This window comes from Methylomonas sp. LL1 (assembly GCF_015711015.1).
GTDB lineage: Bacteria > Pseudomonadota > Gammaproteobacteria > Methylococcales > Methylomonadaceae > Methylomonas.
This window is the reverse complement of sequence record NZ_CP064653.1, coordinates 1,360,283-1,381,407: the sequence shown is the minus strand read 5'-3', so window position 1 is coordinate 1,381,407 and position 21,125 is coordinate 1,360,283. Positions and strand designations below refer to the sequence as shown.

At 52.4% G+C, this 21,125-nt stretch carries 21 protein-coding genes; 14 read left to right on the top strand and 7 right to left on the bottom strand.

Annotation, left to right across the window (positions count from 1 at the left end; all coding sequences use genetic code 11):
- Positions 1-301: 301 nt before the first annotated feature.
- A complete protein-coding gene (gene nadB / locus IVG45_RS06695; protein ID WP_196437088.1) occupies positions 302-1,927 on the bottom strand; it encodes an L-aspartate oxidase in 1,626 nt (541 codons plus the stop codon).
- Positions 1,928-2,062: 135 nt separating this feature from the next.
- Between nadB and rpoE the strand changes: the two genes are divergently transcribed.
- The 8 genes from rpoE (at position 2,063) to IVG45_RS06655 (ending at position 9,649) form a co-directional block, all read left to right on the top strand.
- Positions 2,063-2,653 carry an RNA polymerase sigma factor RpoE gene (rpoE, locus tag IVG45_RS06690; protein WP_196437087.1) on the top strand — a complete coding sequence of 197 codons (591 nt, stop codon included), beginning with the start codon at positions 2,063-2,065 and terminating at the stop codon, positions 2,651-2,653.
- A gap of 10 nt (positions 2,654-2,663) precedes the next feature.
- On the top strand, positions 2,664-3,167 hold the full coding sequence (locus tag IVG45_RS06685) for a sigma-E factor negative regulatory protein (protein WP_196437086.1): 504 nt from the start codon (positions 2,664-2,666) through the stop codon (positions 3,165-3,167).
- Between the two features lie 8 nt (positions 3,168-3,175).
- Positions 3,176-4,114 carry a MucB/RseB C-terminal domain-containing protein gene (locus IVG45_RS06680; RefSeq protein WP_196437085.1) on the top strand — a complete coding sequence of 313 codons (939 nt, stop codon included), beginning with the start codon at positions 3,176-3,178 and terminating at the stop codon, positions 4,112-4,114.
- Positions 4,115-4,164: 50 nt separating this feature from the next.
- Positions 4,165-5,568, top strand: coding sequence for a DegQ family serine endoprotease (locus IVG45_RS06675; RefSeq protein ID WP_196437084.1), 1,404 nt, complete (start codon positions 4,165-4,167; stop codon positions 5,566-5,568).
- Between the two features lie 14 nt (positions 5,569-5,582).
- Positions 5,583-6,488 carry a cysteine synthase A gene (gene cysK, locus IVG45_RS06670; RefSeq protein ID WP_196437083.1) on the top strand — a complete coding sequence of 302 codons (906 nt, stop codon included), beginning with the start codon at positions 5,583-5,585 and terminating at the stop codon, positions 6,486-6,488.
- A gap of 119 nt (positions 6,489-6,607) precedes the next feature.
- The gene (locus tag IVG45_RS06665; RefSeq protein ID WP_196437082.1) at positions 6,608-7,861 is read left to right on the top strand and encodes a hypothetical protein; all 1,254 of its coding nucleotides are present in this window, start codon (positions 6,608-6,610) and stop codon (positions 7,859-7,861) included.
- On the top strand, positions 7,858-8,943 hold the full coding sequence (locus IVG45_RS06660; protein WP_196437081.1) for a hypothetical protein: 1,086 nt from the start codon (positions 7,858-7,860) through the stop codon (positions 8,941-8,943). The genes IVG45_RS06665 and IVG45_RS06660 overlap by 4 nt, the downstream gene beginning before the upstream one ends.
- Positions 8,915-9,649 carry a hypothetical protein gene (locus IVG45_RS06655; RefSeq protein ID WP_230874778.1) on the top strand — a complete coding sequence of 245 codons (735 nt, stop codon included), beginning with the start codon at positions 8,915-8,917 and terminating at the stop codon, positions 9,647-9,649. Before IVG45_RS06660 ends, IVG45_RS06655 begins: the two co-directional genes overlap by 29 nt.
- Positions 9,650-9,693: 44 nt before the next feature.
- Here IVG45_RS06655 and IVG45_RS06650 read toward each other — a convergent pair whose 3' ends face one another.
- Positions 9,694-10,527, bottom strand: coding sequence for an HDOD domain-containing protein (locus IVG45_RS06650; RefSeq protein ID WP_196437080.1), 834 nt, complete (start codon positions 10,525-10,527; stop codon positions 9,694-9,696).
- A gap of 254 nt (positions 10,528-10,781) precedes the next feature.
- On the opposite strand from IVG45_RS06650, the gene IVG45_RS06645 reads away from it, so the two are divergent.
- Complete coding sequence (locus tag IVG45_RS06645) at positions 10,782-11,177, top strand: CBS domain-containing protein (protein ID WP_196437079.1); 396 nt, start codon at positions 10,782-10,784, stop codon at positions 11,175-11,177.
- A complete protein-coding gene (locus IVG45_RS06640) occupies positions 11,177-11,845 on the top strand; it encodes a Crp/Fnr family transcriptional regulator (RefSeq protein WP_196437078.1) in 669 nt (222 codons plus the stop codon). The genes IVG45_RS06645 and IVG45_RS06640 overlap by 1 nt, the downstream gene beginning before the upstream one ends.
- On the opposite strand, the gene IVG45_RS06635 is transcribed toward IVG45_RS06640, so the two are convergent.
- Entirely contained in the window at positions 11,842-12,021 is a 180-nt protein-coding gene (locus tag IVG45_RS06635; protein ID WP_196437077.1) for a hypothetical protein, read from the bottom strand. The genes IVG45_RS06640 and IVG45_RS06635 overlap by 4 nt on opposite strands.
- A 187-nt stretch (positions 12,022-12,208) precedes the next feature.
- Between IVG45_RS06635 and IVG45_RS06630 the strand changes: the two genes are divergently transcribed.
- Positions 12,209-12,364, top strand: coding sequence for a hypothetical protein (locus tag IVG45_RS06630; protein WP_196437076.1), 156 nt, complete (start codon positions 12,209-12,211; stop codon positions 12,362-12,364).
- A gap of 68 nt (positions 12,365-12,432) precedes the next feature.
- Here IVG45_RS06630 and IVG45_RS06625 read toward each other — a convergent pair whose 3' ends face one another.
- The 3 genes from IVG45_RS06625 to IVG45_RS06615 form a co-directional block, all read right to left on the bottom strand.
- The gene (locus IVG45_RS06625) at positions 12,433-14,514 is read right to left on the bottom strand and encodes a carbon starvation CstA family protein (RefSeq protein WP_196437075.1); all 2,082 of its coding nucleotides are present in this window, start codon (positions 14,512-14,514) and stop codon (positions 12,433-12,435) included.
- 234 nt (positions 14,515-14,748) lie between these two features.
- Positions 14,749-16,167 carry an efflux transporter outer membrane subunit gene (locus IVG45_RS06620; protein WP_196437074.1) on the bottom strand — a complete coding sequence of 473 codons (1,419 nt, stop codon included), beginning with the start codon at positions 16,165-16,167 and terminating at the stop codon, positions 14,749-14,751.
- Positions 16,157-16,765, bottom strand: a complete 609-nt coding sequence (locus tag IVG45_RS06615; protein ID WP_196437073.1) for a TetR/AcrR family transcriptional regulator — start codon at positions 16,763-16,765, stop codon at positions 16,157-16,159. The genes IVG45_RS06620 and IVG45_RS06615 overlap by 11 nt, the downstream gene beginning before the upstream one ends.
- A gap of 87 nt (positions 16,766-16,852) precedes the next feature.
- On the opposite strand from IVG45_RS06615, the gene IVG45_RS06610 reads away from it, so the two are divergent.
- The 3 genes from IVG45_RS06610 to IVG45_RS06600 all read left to right on the top strand — a co-directional run bounded on the left by IVG45_RS06610 (position 16,853) and on the right by IVG45_RS06600 (position 20,052).
- Positions 16,853-17,869 carry an HlyD family secretion protein gene (locus IVG45_RS06610; protein ID WP_196437072.1) on the top strand — a complete coding sequence of 339 codons (1,017 nt, stop codon included), beginning with the start codon at positions 16,853-16,855 and terminating at the stop codon, positions 17,867-17,869.
- Between the two features lie 3 nt (positions 17,870-17,872).
- Entirely contained in the window at positions 17,873-19,459 is a 1,587-nt protein-coding gene (locus IVG45_RS06605) for a DHA2 family efflux MFS transporter permease subunit (protein ID WP_196437071.1), read from the top strand.
- A gap of 104 nt (positions 19,460-19,563) precedes the next feature.
- On the top strand, positions 19,564-20,052 hold the full coding sequence (locus tag IVG45_RS06600) for a cytochrome P460 family protein (RefSeq protein ID WP_196437070.1): 489 nt from the start codon (positions 19,564-19,566) through the stop codon (positions 20,050-20,052).
- 17 nt (positions 20,053-20,069) lie between these two features.
- Here IVG45_RS06600 and IVG45_RS06595 read toward each other — a convergent pair whose 3' ends face one another.
- The gene (locus IVG45_RS06595; protein WP_196437069.1) at positions 20,070-21,014 is read right to left on the bottom strand and encodes a histone deacetylase family protein; all 945 of its coding nucleotides are present in this window, start codon (positions 21,012-21,014) and stop codon (positions 20,070-20,072) included.
- Positions 21,015-21,125 lie beyond the last annotated feature (111 nt).

Genomic DNA, 21,125 nt, shown 5'->3' with positions numbered 1-21,125 from the left:
ATAGCGCGATTGCCCTGGCCGAATACCGGTCAGTCAACTGGGTCACAGGTTGCCTTAACTATTGAAATTGGATAGTGACCCCGACGGTCGGGTATTGGCCGGAACTGTACCGTTCCAAACTTCATTAATGGTGAGTTTCCTAAAGAGTTTACCGTTAATCTTGAGATTTCTAACCAGAATCAGGAACTGCATAATTTATGCACCGTATTGAAAATCAGATAAAACAATTTTCATAAATGCTGGGAGCCGGACAACAGTTTTCGCGGAAGATCGCCTGGAGCTGTTCCTACGCAAGCAGCTATTATTTCTTCGTTGGTTTGGTCGGCGTCAGGATGGTATTTTGCGGCGGCCGGCTATTATCCAGGTCGGGATAATCCTTGGTAAAGTGTAAGCCACGGCTTTCCTTGCGTTGTTGGGCGCTGCGGATAATCAGTTCGGCCACGATCACCAGATTCCGCAATTCCAATAAATCGCTGGTGACCCGAAACTGGCCGTAGTATTCGCTGATTTCATCCTTCAACAGAATCAGGCGGTTCATGGCCCGTTCCAGGCGTTTGTTGGTGCGGACGATGCCGACATAGTCCCACATGAAACGGCGCAACTCGTCCCAGTTATGCGCGATCACAACTTCTTCGTCCGAATCGCTGACCTGAGATTCATCCCAAACCGGTAATGGCGGTGGTTCGGGTATGCTGTCGAACTGGCGTCGAATGTCCTGATTGGCCTGTTCGGCAAACACCAGGCATTCCAGCAGCGAATTGCTGGCCATCCGGTTGGCGCCATGCAGGCCGGTACAGGCGACTTCGCCAATCGCATACAAGCCGCGAATGTCAGTCCTGGCGTTACTGTCGGTCATTACGCCGCCACAGGTGTAATGCGCGGCCGGCACCACCGGGATGGGTTGCTGGCTGATGTCGATATCCAATTCCAGACATTGCATATAAATAGTCGGGAAATGTTTCTGGATGAACTCGCGCGATTTGTGGCTGATGTCCAGAAACACGCAGTCGATACCGCGTTTCTTGATTTCGCTGTCGATGGCGCGGGCCACGATGTCGCGCGGCGCCAGTTCCATCCGCTCGTCATAGCGGCGCATGAAACGTTCGCCATCCGGTAAAATCAAGTGTCCGCCTTCGCCGCGCACGGCTTCGCTGATCAAGAAGGAACGGGCGGAGGGATGATATAAACAAGTAGGATGGAACTGCATGAATTCCATGTTGCCGATCCGGCAGCCGGCGCGCCAGGCTAGGGCAATCCCGTCCCCGCTGGAGATATGCGGATTGGTGGAATATAAATAAACTTTGTTAGCGCCGCCGGTGGCCAAAACCACGATTTTGGCGGCAATAGTCTTAATCTTACCGGCCTTGCTGTCCAGAACATAAGCCCCCAAAATGCGTTGCGGCGTTTGTCCCAGTTTTTCCGCCGTAATCAATTCCACGACATTGTGATATTCCAGCAGGCTAATGTTAGGATGATCTTGGGCGCGTTGAATCAGCGACAGCGATACGGCTTTGCCGGTGGCATCGTCGGTGTGGACTATCCTGCGGTGGGAGTGGCCGCCTTCTCGATTCAGATGCAGTTGTTTGGTGCCATCAACTCCACTTTCCTCGGTAAAGTTGACGCCTTGATGTCGCAGCCATTCAATGCTTGCTCGGCCCTGGGATACGGTAAGATGGACGATTTCCGGATCACACAAGCCGGCGCCGGCGATCAGGGTGTCTTCGATATGCGATTCAATCGAGTCGTGCTGATCGTCAAACACGGCGGAAATGCCGCCTTGTGCATAATAGGTGCTGCATTCGGTCAGGGCGAATTTGGCTAGTACCGCAACCCGATAGTTGTCGGCCAGATGCAGGGCTAGACTCAGGCCAGCGCCACCGCTGCCGGCGATCAGGACGTCATAATGATGAGTTGAGTTCGATGTCAATGTAGTCTGCTTGCGAGATAAAGTTTGTTACAGTTTTTTGAAAATCATATCGTGTTTTAAGCGTGTGGTAATTTTTTTTGTATTGCCAGAACTAATGCGGTTTAATTCTGTCAATCCCATCATCGAAATAGCTCAGTGAACGAACCAATAAGGCTCTCCGAAGATTTAGATCAAAACTTGGTGCGCAGAGTCCAGCAAGGTGATAAATCCGCCTTTGATCTTCTGGTCATCAAGTACCAGCACAAAATTGTGCATTTGGTGAATCGTTACGTCAAAGATCCCAGCGAAGCGCAGGATGTGGCTCAGGATACCTTCATCAAGGCCTATAAAGCGTTGGGCGATTTCCGTGGAGACAGTGCTTTTTATACTTGGCTATATCGAATAGCCATTAATACGGCTAAAAACTATTTGTTGTCGCGCTCCAGGCGGCATTCCGACTACGAAGTGGATATGCAGGATGCCGAACAGACCGAGAACGCGCCGCAACTTAAAGACATCGAAACTCCGGAGCACCAGTTGATGAATGACCAGATAATCACGGTCATTAAATCGGCTATTGAAAAGCTGCCCGAGGAAATGCGGATTGCGATCACTTTACGCGAATTTGAAGGCATGAGTTACGAAGAGATCGCCGAAGCCATGGATTGTCCCATTGGCACCGTACGTTCCAGGATTTTCAGGGCTCGCGAAGCTATCGATGAAAAATTAAACCCATTGCTCGGTTAAAGGTATTACCATGCAAGAACAACTTAACGAAAAATTGTCATTACTGGTTGATGATGAACTCGACAACACCCAGGCTTATGCTTTATTGAAAGCTCTGCAACATGAAACCGAATTACAAGCCAAATTACGCCGTTATGCGCTGATCAGCCAGGCGTTGAAAAGCGAGCAGTGTTCGCTGGCAAGTCCTGATTTTGCCGATAAGATTCATCAAAAATTGAAACAAGAACCGATTTACTTTCTTCCCCGCAAGAAAACCCACGACAATTTTAAAAAATCCGCCTTGGCGGTTGCCGCTTCGGTGGTGCTGGCGGTAGTGTGGTTTTCGGCCAATCAGTTGCAACATCCAGTTCAACCCTATGCCGATGTCAATGCCATCGCACAGCGTTCGGTGCAAGCGGAACAAATGAACGCACGTTTCAAGGAATATTTACAGGCACATGACAATGTCTGGTATGTCAATGACAACGTTGGCAATTCTTCCTATGCGCGCTTGGCCAGTTATCAACAAAAATAATCTTGTTAATGCGATTTTTACTCGTCTTTTTGCTCTGTATTTCCGCTGCTTTTGCTGACGATAGTCAGTCGTTGAACGGCCAACAGTGGCTGGAAAAAATCAGCGATGCGATGAAGCACCGCAATTACCACGGCACCGTGGTTTTCATGAAAAACGGTCAGGTTGATACCATGAAATATCAGCACACCGTTGAAAATGGCATCGAACAGGAACGGCTGACTTCGTTGAATTCGCCGTTGCGCGAGGTTATTCGAAAATCCAGTGAAATTAGCTGTTTGTATAAGGAAACCAGTCAAACTATTGAAACACATCATCCGATCGATCGCTCCTTCATCGTCAATTTACCGCTGGAACCAAAACGGGTGGAAGGCCAATATCTCCTGGCGGTGGCCGGACGGGAAATGATTGCAATGCGGCCGGCGCAAATCATCGCCGTTTTGCCGAAAGATGAAATGCGTTATGCCCGTAAAATATGGGTCGATACCGACTCCTTGCTGCCATTGAAGGTTGAAGTCTATGGGTTGGATGGCGGCACATTGGAGCAGGTGTTGTTCACCGAACTTAGTGTCGACCAGGCCAATCCCCCTTCCGATAGTTCATCTTCCGATGATGAGCACGCTCATCATCAACATCTGGCTCAAACCGACAGCTTCGAAAACTCGCTAATCAAGTTGAAAAATTGGCCCGCGGGGTTTGAAAAAGTGTTTTTTATTCGCAATACCATGCAACAATCGAAAAAGACTGTCGATCATTTGCTGATCAGCGACGGCTTTTCCAGTATCTCGGTCTATTTCGAGGCCAAGGGTCCCCATGCCGTTGAAGGCTTGAGAACGTTGGGGCCGGTCAATTCCTATAGTCGAGTGATCGGTGATTTGCAAATTACCGTGCTAGGCGAAGTGCCGGTGAAAACCGTTGAGTTTGTCGCTACCGGCGTGGCTTTACGTTAAACGACGAGACGATTTAAAGATTCAGAATGTTAAGGTTCAATGGAGAATACATGTTTAACAAGTTCGTAAATAGTATATGGTTATTGGTAGTCTTGACTACCGCTGCCCATGCGCAATTACCCGATTTCACCGAAATGGTGAAAAACAACGGCGATGCCGTGGTGAATATCAGTACGACTCAAAAAGCTCCGGACATGCAGTCCGCCGATTCGGATCAGCAACCGATGCCGCAAGACGTGCCGCCCGAGTTGGAAGATTTTTTCCGGCATTTTTTTCAAGGACCCGGTCGCGGTTATGTGCCTAGAGAGACCAACTCGCTGGGCTCCGGTTTTGTGCTCTCGAAAGACGGCTACATATTGACTAACCATCATGTGGTGAATAACGCCTCTGAAATAGTGGTCAAACTTAAAGATAGACGGGAGTTGGTTGCGAAACTGATCGGCTCGGATGAAAGCACGGATGTCGCGCTATTAAAAGTCGAGGCCAAGGAATTGCCGGTAGTGCAAATTGGCGCGCCCGAACAACTTCAGGTCGGTGAATGGGTTTTGGCGATAGGCACGCCGTTTGGCTTCGAACAGTCGGTGACTGCGGGGATTGTCAGCGCCAAGGGCCGTAGCTTGCCGGACGGTAACTATGTACCGTTCATTCAGACCGACGTAGCCATCAATCCAGGTAATTCCGGCGGCCCGTTATTCAACATGCAAGGCAAGGTTGTCGGTATCAACTCGCAAATATACAGCCGTTCCGGCGGATATATGGGGTTGTCGTTCGCGATACCGATTGATGTGGCGATGAATGTGGCCGAACAAATCAAAACCAAGGGTAAGGTCTCGCGCGGCTGGTTGGGGGTTCAAATCCAGGATGTGACCCGGCAATTGGCGGAGTCGTTCGGTATGGATAGGCCACACGGCGCCTTGGTTGCCAAGGTTATTCCCGGTGGCCCGGCGGAAAAAGCCGGTATTCAAATCGGCGACATCATCGTCGACTTCGATGGCCATATCATCGAAACTTCGGGCGAGTTACCCCCCATCGTGGGCATGACGCCGGTCGATGAAAAAGCCAACATAAAAATTATTCGACAAGGTGACAAGGAAGAGTTGACCGTCAAGGTAGGTCTGTTGCCGGCTCAGGCTGCCGCTCAAATCAATACCGACGCCTTGCCGGAAACCGCCGTCGATCGTTTAGGATTGGCGGTGGCGGATTTGAACGATGAGCAACGCCAGCAATTACAGGTGGAAAAAAACGGCGTCTTGGTACAAAAAGTCGGCAAAGGTATTGCCTTGGATGCGGGCATCCAACCGGGCGATGTGATTCTGCGGGTTCAAAACACGCCGATTCGGGATGCGGCCGATTTCAATAAAATCGTCGCCAAGCTGCCGGTCGGAAAATCGATTGCGATGCTGATTCAACGTAATGGCAGTCCGGTGTTTTTAGCCTTTAAAATTGATAAATAACCGGAGTAAGGGCCATGGCTAACGTCAGTAATATTTCCCAGTTAATTGGCAATACACCGTTAGTCAAATTGCAGCATATCGTTCCCGAACAGTCGGCGGCCGTACTGGTTAAACTGGAGTCCAGAAATCCGGGAGGCTCGATCAAGGACCGGATCGGGCTGGCCATGATACTGGCGGCCGAAAAATCCGGGATTTTGAAAGCCGGGGGGACGATTGTAGAACCGACATCGGGTAATACCGGCATTGCCTTGGCCATGATAGCCGCCGCGCGTGGTTATCGATGTGTCTTGGTGATGCCGGAAACCATGTCGGTCGAGAGGCGACAATTGCTTGCCCTGTATGGCGCCGAAATCGTATTGACGCCCGGCGGCGAAGGCATGAAGGGTGCGATCGGCAAAGCCAGGGAAATCGTGGAACAAAGTGGCGCCTTTATGCCGCAGCAGTTCGAAAATCCGGCCAATCCGGAAATTCATCGGCAAACCACGGCCCAGGAGATCTGGTCTGCTACCGGTGGGCAAATAGACGCCTTTGTCTGTGGGGTCGGTACCGGCGGCACCATCACTGGCGTGGCGGATGTGATCAAGGCCCGTAATCCGAAGTTTTTAGCGATTGCGGTAGAACCGCTTGAGTCGCCGGTTATCTCCGGCGGAACGCATAGTCCACATAAGATTCAAGGCATCGGAGCCGGCTTCGTGCCGAAAAATCTGGATGTCGATTTACTCGACGCTATCGAATTGGTCAGTAGCCAGGAGGCCTTTGCCATGCGCGTGCGCCTGATTCGGGAAGAGGGCTTGATGGTGGGAATTTCGTCCGGCGCCAGTGTCCACGCCGCTTTACGCGTGGCCGAACAGCTGGGCGCCGGCAAAACCGTGGTAACCGTCATTCATGATACCGGCGAGCGTTACTTGAGCATGAGTTAAATTCCACTAGGCACACCGGGTTCTACGATGGTTCGCGCGGGGCAAGTTGCGGCTTCAATCGGATTTTGCATAGTTAGGCTTGATCGAAGCTTGATCTCTTTCCAACTTACATCGTCACCATGAATGATTCCAGATTAAAAATACGTTCGGCGGGGCTCGGGTATTTCATCAACCGTATCCAAACGCTGTTCGTCAGCATGCTGCGAATCTGGACCATACCGATCGTGTTGATGCTGAGCGTCTCGTCGGGTTTTACCACCTATTACGGTTTATCGCATTTCATTACGCCCTGGATAGCGCTGGTTATCACCATTGCCATTCAGTCGATTATCGTGATTTGCTCGCTGGAAATGGCCGGGATACATTGGACCGCCAATCGGACACGCTACTTTTCGGTCGTGGCCTCGTTGTTTATCGCCCTGGCCGCATCCGTCACCTTTTCTTATTTCAAATTTTACGAAATATCCGAGCAGGAAACCCTGCATATTAATCGGGTGCAACAAATCAGGCAGGACATCAAAACCTATCTGGATACCGTCCTGGTCCAAAAAGGCCAGCTGTTGCAAAAACACAAACAGGAGCTTGATCAAGCTTCACTCGATGCATCGCAAGCTTATTTCGGTACCCATGATCAAATTGGGCCTGGCTACAAAAATCAGGTCGGTGAGGGACCGTTTTGGCGTCACTACAATCAAGTCTATCAGGAAAAAAAGCAGGCATTCCAGGGGCAAGAACAAGCCTTTCTCGAATTGGACAGCAAAATTCGTTCGTTGCAAACCAGCTTGAGCGATCTGGACGTGGCCGAAAATCCTGAGCCGGCCTATCAGCAGTTGCTGAAAAATTATCAAGATATTCAATTGATTGTAAATCAACTTTCCAGTAGCGCGGGTTTGCTGCTGCCGGACGCGCCGATGTTGATGACTTACAAGCAATTCATCGAAGAAGTCAAACCTTCGTTTGCGATGTGGCAGGGATTTTCCTGGTTTGCCTTTGCCTGCGCGGCCATGGTGGATTTTTTTACCGTGCTGTTGTCGTATCGGCTTGAGTTTACCGCGCCCGGTCCGTTGACCGCGCAGGAAGAAGAACTGGTATTCGAGTGTTTGAGGCAGTTCAGCGAATTTCGGATCAACGAGAATGACGAGCTGGAAATGATCATCGAAAAATCCGAGTTGGAAAAGGCCAGGCGTTATTCCGACTGGACCCGGATGTTTGTGGTTGGCCTATTATTGAGCCGTGGTTTTTTACGCAAAGTCGATGCAAGAACCGTCGAGTTTGCGCCCAATCTGTACCCGCTGATTGCCGAGAAAATGTCGGATAAAATCGCGGCGCTGAAAGCCAAAGCCTTGGTTAATCCGTCCGGCGATCAGTCATGAATCATCAAAACAGCGAACTGGACGCCTGGCTGGCCGGCCAAGATATTTTTGAACAAAATCTCCCGGTTCCCGAAGACTGGGTCGCGGGTTTTGATGCCAACCGCCAATTGGTTGTATTCAAGCTTGGCCCCTTCAAGCGCTTGTTTCTGCGGCCGGGTAAGTTCAACAAACGTTTTTACCACCAGCTATATCCGCTTAGCATCGAAACCTGGGATTATCGGCGGCAGCTGAAATTGTTCGATGAGTTTTGCACGCTGGATATTGCGCTGGATATACGCTTTCAGGCCACTCTGGCTTATGTGCTGAAAAATAGTGAAATGCTGGAAAGCATCAATCAGCATATTCAAGCGTTATACGCGGATGTGATCGAAGACAAAATCAATCAGGAACTCAGTAATCTGGCGGACGGTAGCTGGGTGCAAAAAGGCTTGGTTAATCATGAAAAGCGCATAGCTATTTCGGTATGCGAAGTGCTGACCCAGCATCATATCCAAGCCGAAGCTGTCTGTCGCATGTCGGTGTCATTTGTCGAGTTTCCGGATGTGCAACTCGGCAGAGACAGCGTATATCTACATGTATTGAAAAAAACCTTTGAACTCGGCGAGCAAAAAAATCAGGAAATGCTGCGTCAGCAACGGCTGATTGAACAACAGGCTTTGTTGGCGAAACAACAGGAACGGGAGCATCTGAAGCAATTGGCGGAAATGCAACGCCAAATTCAGCTCCAGGAAGCCGAGGCGCAAATTCAAATGCTGTTGGACAGGGAACAACAGATTGCCAATCAACGCGAAGTAGAGAGGCGGTTACATGCCGAGCAGGTCGAGCACGAGCAACAGCTGAAACAGATCAGCCTGGAAATTGAATTGCGGATGGCGCAACAGCTTGAAGCCAAACAGAGACTGGCCGAGAGGCAGCGGATTACCGATCAACTGGCGCATCAGGCTATTTTGGACGACAAGCGGACACTGGCCGAGATCCAGCGTCGGCAAGCCGCGGAACTGCGTTGGCGGCAAGCCGAACAATCCAAAGCGGAAAACAGCGAGGGGGATGACGATGAATACCCAGATACAACGCCTTTGTAGACGAATAGTCCCGTTCAGTATCATGGCCTTGTTGCTGGCGGCCTGCGCAACAGGCCCGCAACCCATGACGGTCCGCTCCGATGTGGATGCGCTGACGACGGCCGATGCGCAAAACAAACAGCGTTTTGTGATATTGCCCGGCGGCAAGGAGGTCAGCGAACAGGATTTGCAATTTATCGAGTTCAAAACCTATGTGGAAAAAGTTTTGATCAATCGGGGTTTTAGCAAAGCCAGTTCCTTGCGGGATGGCGATATGGTGCTGTTTTTAAGTTATGGAGTCGGCGCGCCGCAAATGTATCAATATGCCTACGAGGTGCCGGTTTGGAACGATATGGGCTACTATCCCTTTTATAGTAGGCGATACCGCTATTATCCGATGATGTCGACTTACTATACGCAGCGCATCGAAACCTATACCCTGTATAAGCGTTATTTATCGCTGGATGCCTACGATATGGAGGCTTATTTGCAACAGCAAACGCCTCGGCAACTATGGAAAATCAGTGTGCAGAGCGAGGGGCGGAGTAACGATTTGCGGCTGACTTTTCCGTATATGGTCACAGCCATGCAACCCTATATCGGCACCAATACCGGACATATGCTTGCGGTCGATGTGGATGAGTTCAATCCCGTGCTCCGGCAAATAACGATGAACATTCCTTTACCTTCGGTATTGCCTGCTTCTCAGCCAATTAAAGTCCAGTAACGCTCATGTAGGCTCGACAGCGGCATCCTTGCCGCCGATACTCCCTAGTCTGTTAAACCTTCCAGATTGGATTCGATAGCCAGGATTTCGCTCAAATGGATTTTGATAGCGTTTTCGGAAAAGCCCATGCCTTCGGCGACCGATAGCGGGAAAACGGCCAATATCTCTTCTTCGCTTTTATGTTGATCGACGCAATTGCTGAGATATTGGGCCAGATGCAGTGTGCATGCTAACGCGGAGGGTTGCTCAAATGTCGATGGCTCGGCCGATTGCTCGACGGCGGTGATTAACTCGTCCGCAAATTTCCAGCGGCGGCACAGTTCGGCGCAAACCTGTTGATTGGTAAAGCCAATCCGGTTGCGCTCAATCTCCGGGCGAGTAGCATGGCCGGCTTTTACATGTTGATCGATTTCATTGGCTTCGCTTGGGTAAACCATGTGAATCAGTACATTACCCAAATTGCCGATCAACCCGGCGGTATAGGCAATATCGCCCGCTAGATTGTTGTGCTCGGCAAGCCATTTTGCGTAGGCCGCCGTTCTGAAGCAGTTGTTCCAGAATTTCTTGATATCGAAGTTTTCAATCTTCGGAATGGCGCTAACGATGCCCGATGCAATGACCAACGTTTTTAGCTGGTTTATGCCTAGCATCACCGTCGCTTGTTCAATGGAAGCCACTTTGTGTGACAGGCCAAAATGAGCGGAATTGACTAGGCGTAGTATTTTTAGCGCAATGACTTGTTCTTTCTCAACATTCTTAGCAATATTCAGCATTTCGGCATGCGGATTGTTCAGTTGATTGATAATGGTCCTGACGACTTCCGGAATTTGGGGCAACTTGTGAATATTGTCGAATAGCTGATGCATTTGTGTTGGCATAATTCCGAGTATCCTTGATGGTTGAAAATTGCTTATCAGTGTAGCCGAATAGAATATTCTGGCAACTCAATCGATAGTACCGATTCGGGTAGGCAAAGCTTGCTTGGCATGGCTTTGGCGCGAGGTTGATAACAATAATGCTGGCTACGGCCAGCGATTTTTATAATAATCGCGGTAACGGAAAAGGATAGGCGGTTTGTATTCAGCGTAAGTTTTTCCGTCGGACAATAATAATCATAAAGTGAGGTAAAACCATGTTAGCTAAAATTGCTGTTGCCGATTACATGTCCACCCATCTGGTGACCGTTTTGCCCGAGACCGATGTCGCGCAGGCCTTAACCAAAATGCTCGATCATAAAGTGACCAGTGTGCCGGTGGTGGATCACCACGGTAAGCTGGTTGGTATTTTTTCCGAAAAGGATGGTATGAAAGTGGTGATCGAATCCGCTTACAATCAAAGCATGACCGGAAAAGTGAGCGAGTTCATGTCGACCGACCCACAGGTGATTGATGTTGAAGACAGTTTGGTCGATGTCGCCGCCAAGTTTCAAAACACTTCCATTAGAAGTTTTCCAGTGTTTAAGGACGGTGCTTTAGCCGGCATGATCAGCCGGGTGGATGTATTGCGCGCCTTGGTTTCCGCTCGTTAATGAACCTGGCAACTTGGAAACAGCATTTCCCGGAATTTGTCGGCCGGGACGATAAAGTGCTGAACCAGTTGATGGAATCGGCGGTTTTGGTGAAATTGCCGGCCGGGCAGCAAGTGTTTTATCCGGGAAAAATCTGTGAAAACTACCTGTTAATGCTTGCCGGCCGAGTGAAGGCTCAAATCATTTCGGCCGATGGCAGGGAGGTTCTGCTTTATTATGTGCATGCTGGAGATTCTTGTGTGCTGACGACATCCTGCCTGTTGGGAGATAACCACTATCCCGCCGAAGGTTACGCCGAAACCGATATCAGCGCCTTTGCCATTCCCGCCCATGTTTTCCATCGCTGTTTGGAACAATCGGTTTTTTTTCGGGAGTTTGTGTTTCGGAATTTTTCCAAGCGTTTGACGGATGTCATCAAACGCATGGAGGCGCTCAGCTTCGGTACAGTCGATCAAAAATTGGCAAAAGTGCTATTGGCCGACCAAACTAAAACCATCAATAAGACCCATCACGAACTGGCCCTGGAAGTGGGCTCGGTTCGTGAAGTGGTCTCCCGTCATCTAAAACGTTTTGAACATTGTGGATGGTTGAATCTAAGCCGGGGCTGCATCGAAGTCATTGATGCGGATGCTTTATACAAGATCATTGCCGGGGCCGAAATCGGTTAATCCTGCTGCTTATCCTCCCGTTTTTTCTCGTTACCGATCAGCTGAATTAAAATAAAACCCAGGACAAAACCCAGCACGGCTGAAAATACCAGTGGTAAGGCGAAAGGAATGTCATGAGGGTCTCTCAGGTTCATCTGTAAAATGCCCGAGGCAATACCGAATATGAAGTCTAACATTGTAATCCTACCTTTTTTATAAGTGAATTTGGCCTGTTGAATGACCTGTTGTTTGTCAGATCAGAAGCAAAAGGCAATTCAAATATAAGGATAAGCTGATTAAATATCAGTGACTAAGTCACAAAGGTTGTGGCGGGTATTTTGTTATCAGTACAATATCGGCATTTACACCAAGCGAGGGTTAGATATGAAAACCGACAACCATGACGATGGCAGCAAAAAGGTCAAAAACATTGCGGCGGTACTGTACTTGTTGGCGATGATTTTCATAGTCGGGGGCTCTTATCTGAATCAGCAGCGTGAAAATGCCGGCACCCAAAATCCACTAGCCGATCGGCGCTAATACAATTTGCGGGTGATGCGGGGCTCATCCTTTTTCGCAATTATCCTCCGAGCGGCTGACGACGATACTCAATCCCGCACCCATTCCTCGGCCAATCTGCTGGGAATATGCGCGGATTCGCTGGATGCCGGGTAAGTTTTGCCGCTGATTACGCAATAAATCACTCGCAGTGTGTCGGCCAGCAATAACCAAGTGATCAACATGAATAAACCGGTTAGGCCGGCATTTAGATAATCGTTGAAAATCAGGTGCGGAGCCTTGTTGACCATGTCGGTAGTCAGCGAGCCGTTAGTCAATTTTTCCGACAAATCGGCGGCATGTGCCAAGAAGCCCACCCGCAAATCCGCCGAAAACAATTTTTCCCAGGCTGCCGTGCTGGTGACGATGATCAACCAGGACAAGGGCAGGGCGGTGACCCAGACATATTTCAGCTTGTCGGATTTGACCAAAATCGTCGTGCCGACGCACAGCGCGATTGCCGCCAGCATCTGGTTGGCGATGCCGAACAGCGGCCACAGGCTGTTGATGCCGCCCAAGGGGTCGATAGTGCCCATGTAGAGGAAATAGCCCCAGGCGCCGACCACCAGACCGCTAGTCAGAAGGATACTAGGGTAACTGTTGGACTTGCCGACGCCGATATTGAAATTGCCCAGCATGTCTTGCAACATGAAACGGGCGACGCGGGTGCCGGCATCCAGGGTGGTCAGGATGAACAGCGCCTCGAACATGATCGCGAAGTGGTACCACGCGGCCAACAGATGTTCGCCGAAAACCTGGGCAAACAGGCTGGCCATGCCGACGGCCAACGACGGCGCGCCGCCGGTGCGGGCAAACAGGGTCGATTCGCCCATGGTTCGGGCCAGATGCTGCATTTGTTCGACGCTAACCGGAAATCCCCAGCCGCTGATTTTGGCGACCGCATCCACGGCTTCCTTGCCGACGATGCCGGCAGGGCTGTTGATCGCAAAGTAAACCCCGGGTTCCAAAACCGTGGCGGCGATCATCGCCATGATCGCTACGAACGATTCCATCATCATCGCACCGTAGCCGATGAAGCGGGCGTCGGTTTCATTAGCCAATAATTTGGGCGTGGTGCCGGAAGAAATCAGCGCGTGGAAGCCGGAAATCGCGCCGCAGGCGATGGTGATGAACACAAACGGAAACAGCTTGCCGCCGAAGATCGGTCCGCTACCATCGATGAACTGTGTCAGTGCCGGCATTTTTAGTTCCGGCCGCAATATCACGATGGCTATCGCCAACGCGGAGATGGTGCCCAGTTTCATGAAGGTGGACAAATAATCGCGCGGCGCCAGCAACAGCCAGACCGGCAGCACGGCGGCGGCGAAACCATACAGAATCACCATCAGCGCCAATTGCGGGGCGTCGTAATCGAACCAGCCACGAATGGTGGCGTTATCGTCGATCCAGCCGCCGCCGATCACCGCAAAAATCAACAGTGACACGCCGATCAAAGTCGCTTCCAGCACCCGGCCAGGACGCAGATGATGCAAATAAATGCCCATCAGCACCGCGATCGGTATCGTCGCCGCCACCGTCGAAGTGGCCCATGGGCTGTGCTTCATCGCATTGACCACCACCAGACCCAACACCGCGATCAGGATCACCATGATCATCATCACGCCTATCATCGCCGCGCCGCCGCCGATCGCGCCCAATTCGTCCTTGGCCATTTGGCCCAGCGAACGGCCGTCGCGGCGGATCGAAAAGAACAAGGTCACGAAATCTTGTACGCAGCCACCCAGCACCGCGCCGATCAAAATCCACAAAGTGCCTGGCAGATAACCGAATTGCGCGGCCAGGGTCGGACCGATCAACGGGCCGGGGCCGGCAATCGCGGCGAAATGATGGCCGAACACCACCCATTTATGGGTCGGCATGAAATCGCGGCCATCGTCGAAACGTTCGGCCGGCGTGGCGCGGCCAGCATCCAATACCAACACCTTGGCGGCGATAAAGGCGCTGTAAAACCGGTAGCCCAAGGCATAAACGCAAACCGCGGCCACGATCAGCCACATGCTATTGATACTCTCGCCGCGTTGCAGCGCAATGCCGCCGACGGCAAAGGCGCCGATCAGTGCGACGCCAGTCCAGAGTAAGAGGGAAGGTAAACGGTTGTTATTGCCGGGCATGGCGAGTTCCTGTCGATGAATGCGCTTTGATACGGGATAAAAGACGTAAATGGTAGCACGAGGCCGATGCTTATCGCAGGCGGGCTTTGCTATTGTGGCATCGGTTCAGGCCATGGTGCCTGGACGTCGGACAAATACACCCTGTTCAGCGTTCGGCCCGGCGGGCAGCTCTTCATGGGCTTCGGCGACACAGTTTGACCGTGACGGTCTTGGCATCATTTACCTTCGGTAAATTTAGGTTTGCGGTAGCGTCGCATTCGCCCCGCCACCCAGCGCCTTGTACACCGCGATCAGATTGGCCGAGGTGTCGGCTTCCGAGCGGGCCAGTTCAATCTCGGCCACATACAAGGTTCGCTGCGCATCCAATACGTCCAGAAAGGATGTGACGCCTTCCTTATAACGCAATTGCGATAAACGCACCGATTCCTGTAAGTCCGCCACCGCTCGGGCGAGGGTTTGTCGGCGAATTTCTTCCTTCAGATAATGGGTCAGCGCCGTTTCGGTTTCCCGTAATGCGTCGAGTATGGTTTTCTGGTAGCCCAGATAAGCTTCTTGTTGCTTGGCTTCGGCCAGATCGATGCCGGCTTGGATTTTGCCGAAATTCAATAACGGTTGCACCAGGTTGGCGGCGGTGCCATAGGAAAATGCCGCCGATTTGAACAAGCTTTCCAGATCAGTGTTGCGTAACCCCAGAAAAGCGGATAACGATATTTTCGGAAATAGTTCAGCGATCGCTGCGCCCTGCATCGCGGTGGCGGCCGCCAGTTTGCGTTCGGCGACATGGATGTCGGGACGGCTGCGGATGGTTTCGGCCGGCGAAGTCAGCAGTTGTTTTGCCGGCGCAACCGGCATGGGTACCGAGTCGTTCAACTCGGCGGCCAGCGTACCCGGCTGTTGGCCAATTAACAATTCCAGTTGCCGCAAGTGGGCAATTTGTCCGGCTTCCAGCGCCGGAACCCGCGCTTCGGTGGCTTCGGTTTGGGCGCGGGCGCGCACTACGTCATGCTTGGTGCCGACGCCTTCGTTGAACAATTTCTCGGTCAAACTCAGCGTATGGCGTTGGGATTCAAGGTTGGTACGGGTAATCAGTAGCTGGCGTTGTAAGCTGCGATAGTCGATATAGTTGCGTGCCACTTCGGCGCTGAGTATCACCAGGGTTTGCCGGTATTCTTCCCGGGCTCCGTCAAGATCGGCTGCCGCCGCTTCCAGTCGGCGTTGCTGGCGGCCGAACAAATCGATTTCCCACAAGGCGTCGAAACCCAGTTCGAATAGATTGAACTTGATACCGGGCGCCAAGCCGGGGAACGGATTCTCTTGACGTTGGCCGCCGACCGTGGCATTGACGCTGGGAAACAGTTCGGCACGGGTACCGCGGCGTTCGGCTCGGGCTTGATCGATGCGCGCCAGTGCCATCTTTACATCCAGATTTCCGGCCAAGGCTTTATCCATCAGCTTGTCCAGGCCGGCATCTTCAAAGCTTTTCCACCAGGTTTTCAGCGTTTCCGGGGTGCTGGACCAGACTATCGAATTTTGGGCCGCCGCCGAAGCCTGCCAATGTGCCGGCACTACTGGCGTTTCTTCATGGTAATCCGGTCCCATCGCACAGCCGCTCAGCCAGCTCAGGAATACAAAGAAGTAGATCTTAGGCTTCATAGCCATGTCCTTTCAGGAAGAAGGCAACCACCGAGTCGACCAGCCGCTGTTTTTCCTGGTTGGTTAGACCGGTTTGCAAGCCCAGCAGGCAACGGAAATGTTGATCGCCGTTCAACATGTCCAGGAACAGATGGCTCGAAGTTTCCAGGTCGCTGATATTGACTATGTTGCGCTCATGCAGTTTGGCCAGATAAGACGACATTAACCGTAATACCGGTACCGGTCCGGAGCGGTAAATCAGCTCGCCCAGTTCCGGAAATTGCTGCTGTTCGGCGATGATTAGCCGGTAAAGTTGCAAGGCTTCGTCGGCATAAACCAGATCGACGAAGGCATGGGCGATGGCGCTCAAACCCACCACCGGATCGTCGGCTTCGGTTTGTACGCTGTTGAGGGTGTTCAGTAAGGCTTGGCACTGGCATTCGATTACGGCGGCGAACAAGTCCTGTTTGCTTTTGAAATGGTTGTACAGGGTGGGTTTGGATACCGGCGCGGCCTCTGCAATCGCTTCCACGCTGGCGCCGCTGTAGCCGTGGCTAATAAAAGCACGCTTGGCCGCGTCGAGTATGGCTTGTCGTTTGGGATTGTCGGTTTTCTTCATCGGATTGTGGAATAAAAAATAAAGTTGCATCGAGGTGGGGTTGATGAGTAGACTAAACTATACCGTTTAGTTAAGCAAGAGTCATTCATGCCATTCAGCAAAAAATTCTTAAGTATTGTCCTATTTCTGGCCATCGGCGCGGCCGGCGTCGTGTATTGGTGGCGGGCTGTCCATCCTTTCGAGAGCACCGATAATGCTTATCTGAAAGCCCACATCAGCCTGATCAGCGCCAAGGAAACCGGCTATGTCAAGGAAGTGTTATTCCAGGATAACCAGCGGGTGGCTCCGGGTGATGCATTGGTGATCATCGACGATCACGATTTCCGCGCCAAGGTGGCGGAGGCGGAGGCGCGGGTGCAAACCGAAACCGCCCATATTCAAACCCTGGAAACCGACAAGCACACCCAAAACGCCAAGATTCGCCAGGAAGCGGCCAATATCAACGCCGCCGAAGCCGATTTGACCCGGGCCGCCAAGGATTCGAAACGTTTCGGCAATTTGGCCGAGGAGGGCGCGGTATCGGCGCAGACTCGCGATACGGCCGATTCGGTTCACAAGCAAGCCGCCGCGCAACGGGAAAAAGTGCTGTCGGCGCGCGCCGAAGCCGAAAGCCAATTAGCGGCTCTGGATGCCCAAATCAATGAAACCCGCGCCCGCTTGCAAGCGGCCCAGGCGGTTCTGGAATTGGCCCGCATCGATCTGGCGAACACTCGGATTACCGCGCCGATGGCCGGCATCATCGGTAACCGTAGCGTGCAGCTTGGCCAACTGGTACAACCCGGCCATGTATTGGGCTATCTGATTCCCAGCGAGGGCTTGTTCGTGGAAGCCAATTTCAAGGAAACCCAGATTGCCGAAATGCAACCGGGGCAGGCGGCGGCAATCAAAGTCGACGCCTATCCCGATCAGGTGTTTGGCGGCCGGGTGGACAGTTTCGCGCCGGCGTCGGGTTCGGAATTCAGCCTACTGCCGCCGGAAAACGCCACCGGTAATTTCACCAAGGTCGTGCGCCGGGTGCCGGTGAAGATACGCTTCGATTCGGCCGCCGATTTGAGCAAACTCAAACCCGGCCTTTCGACCGTGGTCAAAATCAAGGTGCGCTAGCGCATGGCCACGATAATCGAGCCTGAACAAGCGAGTTCAAGCGAAGCGTTCAGCGTTAGTACCGGTCAATGGATCGGTTTTTTCGCGATGGTATTCGGCATTTTCATGGCAATTCTGGACATCCAGATCGTCGCCAGTTCCCTGGAACAGATACAGGCCGGGCTGTCGGCGACGCAGGACGAAATCACCTGGGTGCAGACCGCTTATCTGGTGGCGGAAGTCGTGATCATCCCGTTGTCCGGTTGGTTGGCGCGGGCTTTTTCGACGCGAATTTTGTTCGTGTTGTCTTGCGGCGGTTTTACGCTGATGAGTCTGTGCTGCGCCCTGGCCTGGAATCTGCCGGCGATGGTGGTGTTCCGCGCCTTTCAGGGCTTGTTCGGCGGCGCGATGATACCGACCGTGTTCGCGGTGATCTACACCTTGTTCCCTCCTCGTTTACAGCCGGCGATGGTGATCGTGGTCGGCATGGTGGTGACCGTCGCACCAACCGCCGGCCCGGTACTGGGTGGTTATCTGACCGAAGTGGTGTCCTGGAAGGCCTTATTCTTGATCAACTTGGTGCCCGGTTTGCTGGTGTGCGTTGCTACCTGGCTGTTCGTGCGGGTCGACGAACCGGATTGGGGCTTGCTGGACAAGATCGATTTTCTCGGCATTGTCTACATCGTGATTTTTCTGGGCAGTCTGCAATTTGTGTTGGAAGAAGGCGTGCGCGAACAATGGTTCGAGAGTCGGGAGATCGTATTTTTCAGTCTGGTCGCCGCGCTATCCGGCATCGCGATGTTCTATCGCGAACTGAGCATAGAACACCCCATCGTCGATCTGTGGGCGTTTCGCAATCGTAATTTCGCGGTGGGTTGTGTATTCAGTTTCGTCCTCGGTATCGGTTTGTTCACCTTACTGTTTCTGATGCCTGTCTATCTGGCCAGCGTCAAGGGTTTGAACAGTTTGCAGATCGGCCAATACATCATGATCACCGGTTTGTTTCAGTTGTTATCGGCCTTCGTTGCCGGGCCGCTGGCGAAAGTGTTGGATTCCCGATTGATGCTGGCGTTAGGCCTGTCCGGCTTTGCGTTGGGCAGCTGGATGAACGGCAATCTGACTCACGAGGCCGGTTACTGGGAGTTTTTCTGGCCGCAGGCGGTGCGAGGGTTTTCGTTGATGTTTTGTTTTTTGCCGATCAACTCGCTGGCACTGGGCACCTTGCCGCCGGATGAGGTGAAAAATGCCAGCGGGCTTTACAACCTGACCCGCAACCTGGGTGGGGCAATCGGTCTAGCGGTGGCCAACACGCTGATGATACAACTCAACAAACAACATTATGCGGGGATACGGGAACATGTGACGCCCGGTTCGCCACAGACGCAAACGTTTTTGAACGGTTTGCGGGAACGGTTCTCGATGGCGGGATTGCCGGATGCAGAGTCAGCGGCGCTGAAACAGCTCTACGGAATGGCAATGCGTGAAGCCGAAGTGCTGACCATGAATACCCTGTTCCATACCCTGGCGTTGATTTTTCTACTGGCTTTGCTATTGATGCCGTGGGTCAGCAAAGTTTCCGCCGATGCCGGCGAAGCCGCCGGCGGGCATTGAGTTTCGCAACAAGGTTGACGATTTACCTTAGCGGTCTAAGCATTTACTGGTTAAAATCCCCAGCGCTATAGTAAACAACTTGACCGCAGATTACGGAGGATGACATGAAAAACAACACTATTGTTTCCTGGCTTTTGGCTTCGGCCATGCTGATGACGGCTACCCAACTCCATGCCGAAGCGCAAGCCGAGAAGCCGGTGCATGGCGAATATAAAGACTGGCTGACATTGAGCGTCTCGCACCGGCTGGATAAAAAACTGGTGCGCAGCATAGTCGGTAACGACATTGCCATCAAAGCCGCCCGCGCCGGTAACACCAAGCCTTGGCCGGATGGTACCATTATCGCCAAGGTAGGCTGGAAGGAAAAAACCCACCCAAACTGGCCGCAAGCTGTGGTACCCGGTGAATTCGCCGGCGCCGAAGCGATGGTCAAGGACAGCAAAAAATTCGCCGAAACCGGTGGTTGGGGCTTTGGCCATTGGGAAGGCGACAAGCTGGTGATGAACGATAAGGAAAAATCCGCCACCTGTTTTGCCTGCCACTCACCGATGAAAGACGCCGATTACGTTTATACCGTTCCGGCCATGCAATAAGATTTTACGGGGGCGCTTCAATCGCCCCCACTTATGCCCGCCAATACAGCGACATGCGCGGCAACACTGGCCGCCAATGCCTTCAAGTTATAACCGCCTTCCAATGTCGAAATAATCCTGCCCTGACAGCAAGCGTCGGCAATCTCCACCAGTTCAGCGGTAACCCAGCGATAATCATCTTCGACCAATCTCAATGAGGCCAATGGGTCGTCCTTGTGCGCATCGAAGCCAGCCGAGATCAGAATCAGCTCTGGCTTGAATTTAGTGACCGCCGGAAGAATGATGTCGCTGTACTTGGTCCTGAATACCGCGCCGTCGGTGCCGGCCGCCAACGGCACATTGATGATATTGCCGACACCATTTTCCAACGGATCGCCGCTGCCGGGATAATGCGGCCATTGATGGCTGGAGGCGTACAACACCTGCGGCTGTTCATAAAATGCGGCTTGGGTGCCGTTGCCGTGATGCACATCGAAATCGACAATCGCGATGCGCTCCAGGCCGTAGTGACGGCGGGCGTACTCGGCGGCAATGGCAATATTGTTGAACAGGCAAAAACCCATCGGATAACCCGGCATCGCATGATGTCCGGGCGGACGCACCGCGCAAAAGGCTTTGTCGGCTTGGCCGCCGCAGAGTTTGTCGACAGCATCGCAAACCGCGCCGACCGCGCGCAGGGCCGCTTGTTTGGAACCGGGCGAGGCCACCGTATCGGCATCGAAATAAGCCAGACCGTGCTCCGGAATCCCGCTCAATACCCGCGCGATCATCGCCGGCCTATGAATCAGCGCCAGTTTTTGCTGAATGTCGTCGGGGATAGGAGGGGGAACTCGGCGCAAGGACTTAAATTCGGCGCTATCGAGTGCCTGATCGATCGCGCGCAATCGGTCCGCGCTCTCCGGATGACTGGGGCCGGTGTCGTGATTGAGAAAATCCGCATGACTGTAATACAGCGTCGTCATATATCACCTCAACAAATTGGAACTACCGATAGGTCCGGCTGCTAACCGCGGGCGGCTTCCGCCTATACTGTCGCCTACCAACTTAGCATGTTATGGCTTGGGTTTCCAGAT

Excerpts from the sequence above, each read along its gene's own strand:
- IVG45_RS06685 (WP_196437086.1), top strand. The coding sequence starts at position 2,664 with ATGCAAGAACAACTTAACGAAAAATTGTCATTACTGGTTGATGATGAA.
- IVG45_RS06680 (WP_196437085.1), top strand. The coding sequence starts at position 3,176 with ATGCGATTTTTACTCGTCTTTTTGCTCTGTATTTCCGCTGCTTTTGCT.
- IVG45_RS06675 (WP_196437084.1), top strand. The coding sequence starts at position 4,165 with ATGTTTAACAAGTTCGTAAATAGTATATGGTTATTGGTAGTCTTGACT.
- cysK (WP_196437083.1), top strand. The coding sequence starts at position 5,583 with ATGGCTAACGTCAGTAATATTTCCCAGTTAATTGGCAATACACCGTTA.
- IVG45_RS06665 (WP_196437082.1), top strand. The coding sequence starts at position 6,608 with ATGAATGATTCCAGATTAAAAATACGTTCGGCGGGGCTCGGGTATTTC.
- IVG45_RS06660 (WP_196437081.1), top strand. The coding sequence starts at position 7,858 with ATGAATCATCAAAACAGCGAACTGGACGCCTGGCTGGCCGGCCAAGAT.
- IVG45_RS06655 (WP_230874778.1), top strand. The coding sequence starts at position 8,915 with ATGAATACCCAGATACAACGCCTTTGTAGACGAATAGTCCCGTTCAGT.
- IVG45_RS06650 (WP_196437080.1), bottom strand. The coding sequence starts at position 10,527 with ATGCCAACACAAATGCATCAGCTATTCGACAATATTCACAAGTTGCCC.
- IVG45_RS06645 (WP_196437079.1), top strand. The coding sequence starts at position 10,782 with ATGTTAGCTAAAATTGCTGTTGCCGATTACATGTCCACCCATCTGGTG.
- IVG45_RS06640 (WP_196437078.1), top strand. The coding sequence starts at position 11,177 with ATGAACCTGGCAACTTGGAAACAGCATTTCCCGGAATTTGTCGGCCGG.
- IVG45_RS06635 (WP_196437077.1), bottom strand. The coding sequence starts at position 12,021 with ATGTTAGACTTCATATTCGGTATTGCCTCGGGCATTTTACAGATGAAC.
- IVG45_RS06630 (WP_196437076.1), top strand. The coding sequence starts at position 12,209 with ATGAAAACCGACAACCATGACGATGGCAGCAAAAAGGTCAAAAACATT.
- IVG45_RS06625 (WP_196437075.1), bottom strand. The coding sequence starts at position 14,514 with ATGCCCGGCAATAACAACCGTTTACCTTCCCTCTTACTCTGGACTGGC.
- IVG45_RS06620 (WP_196437074.1), bottom strand. The coding sequence starts at position 16,167 with ATGAAGCCTAAGATCTACTTCTTTGTATTCCTGAGCTGGCTGAGCGGC.
- IVG45_RS06615 (WP_196437073.1), bottom strand. The coding sequence starts at position 16,765 with ATGAAGAAAACCGACAATCCCAAACGACAAGCCATACTCGACGCGGCC.
- IVG45_RS06610 (WP_196437072.1), top strand. The coding sequence starts at position 16,853 with ATGCCATTCAGCAAAAAATTCTTAAGTATTGTCCTATTTCTGGCCATC.
- IVG45_RS06605 (WP_196437071.1), top strand. The coding sequence starts at position 17,873 with ATGGCCACGATAATCGAGCCTGAACAAGCGAGTTCAAGCGAAGCGTTC.
- IVG45_RS06600 (WP_196437070.1), top strand. The coding sequence starts at position 19,564 with ATGAAAAACAACACTATTGTTTCCTGGCTTTTGGCTTCGGCCATGCTG.
- IVG45_RS06595 (WP_196437069.1), bottom strand. The coding sequence starts at position 21,014 with ATGACGACGCTGTATTACAGTCATGCGGATTTTCTCAATCACGACACC.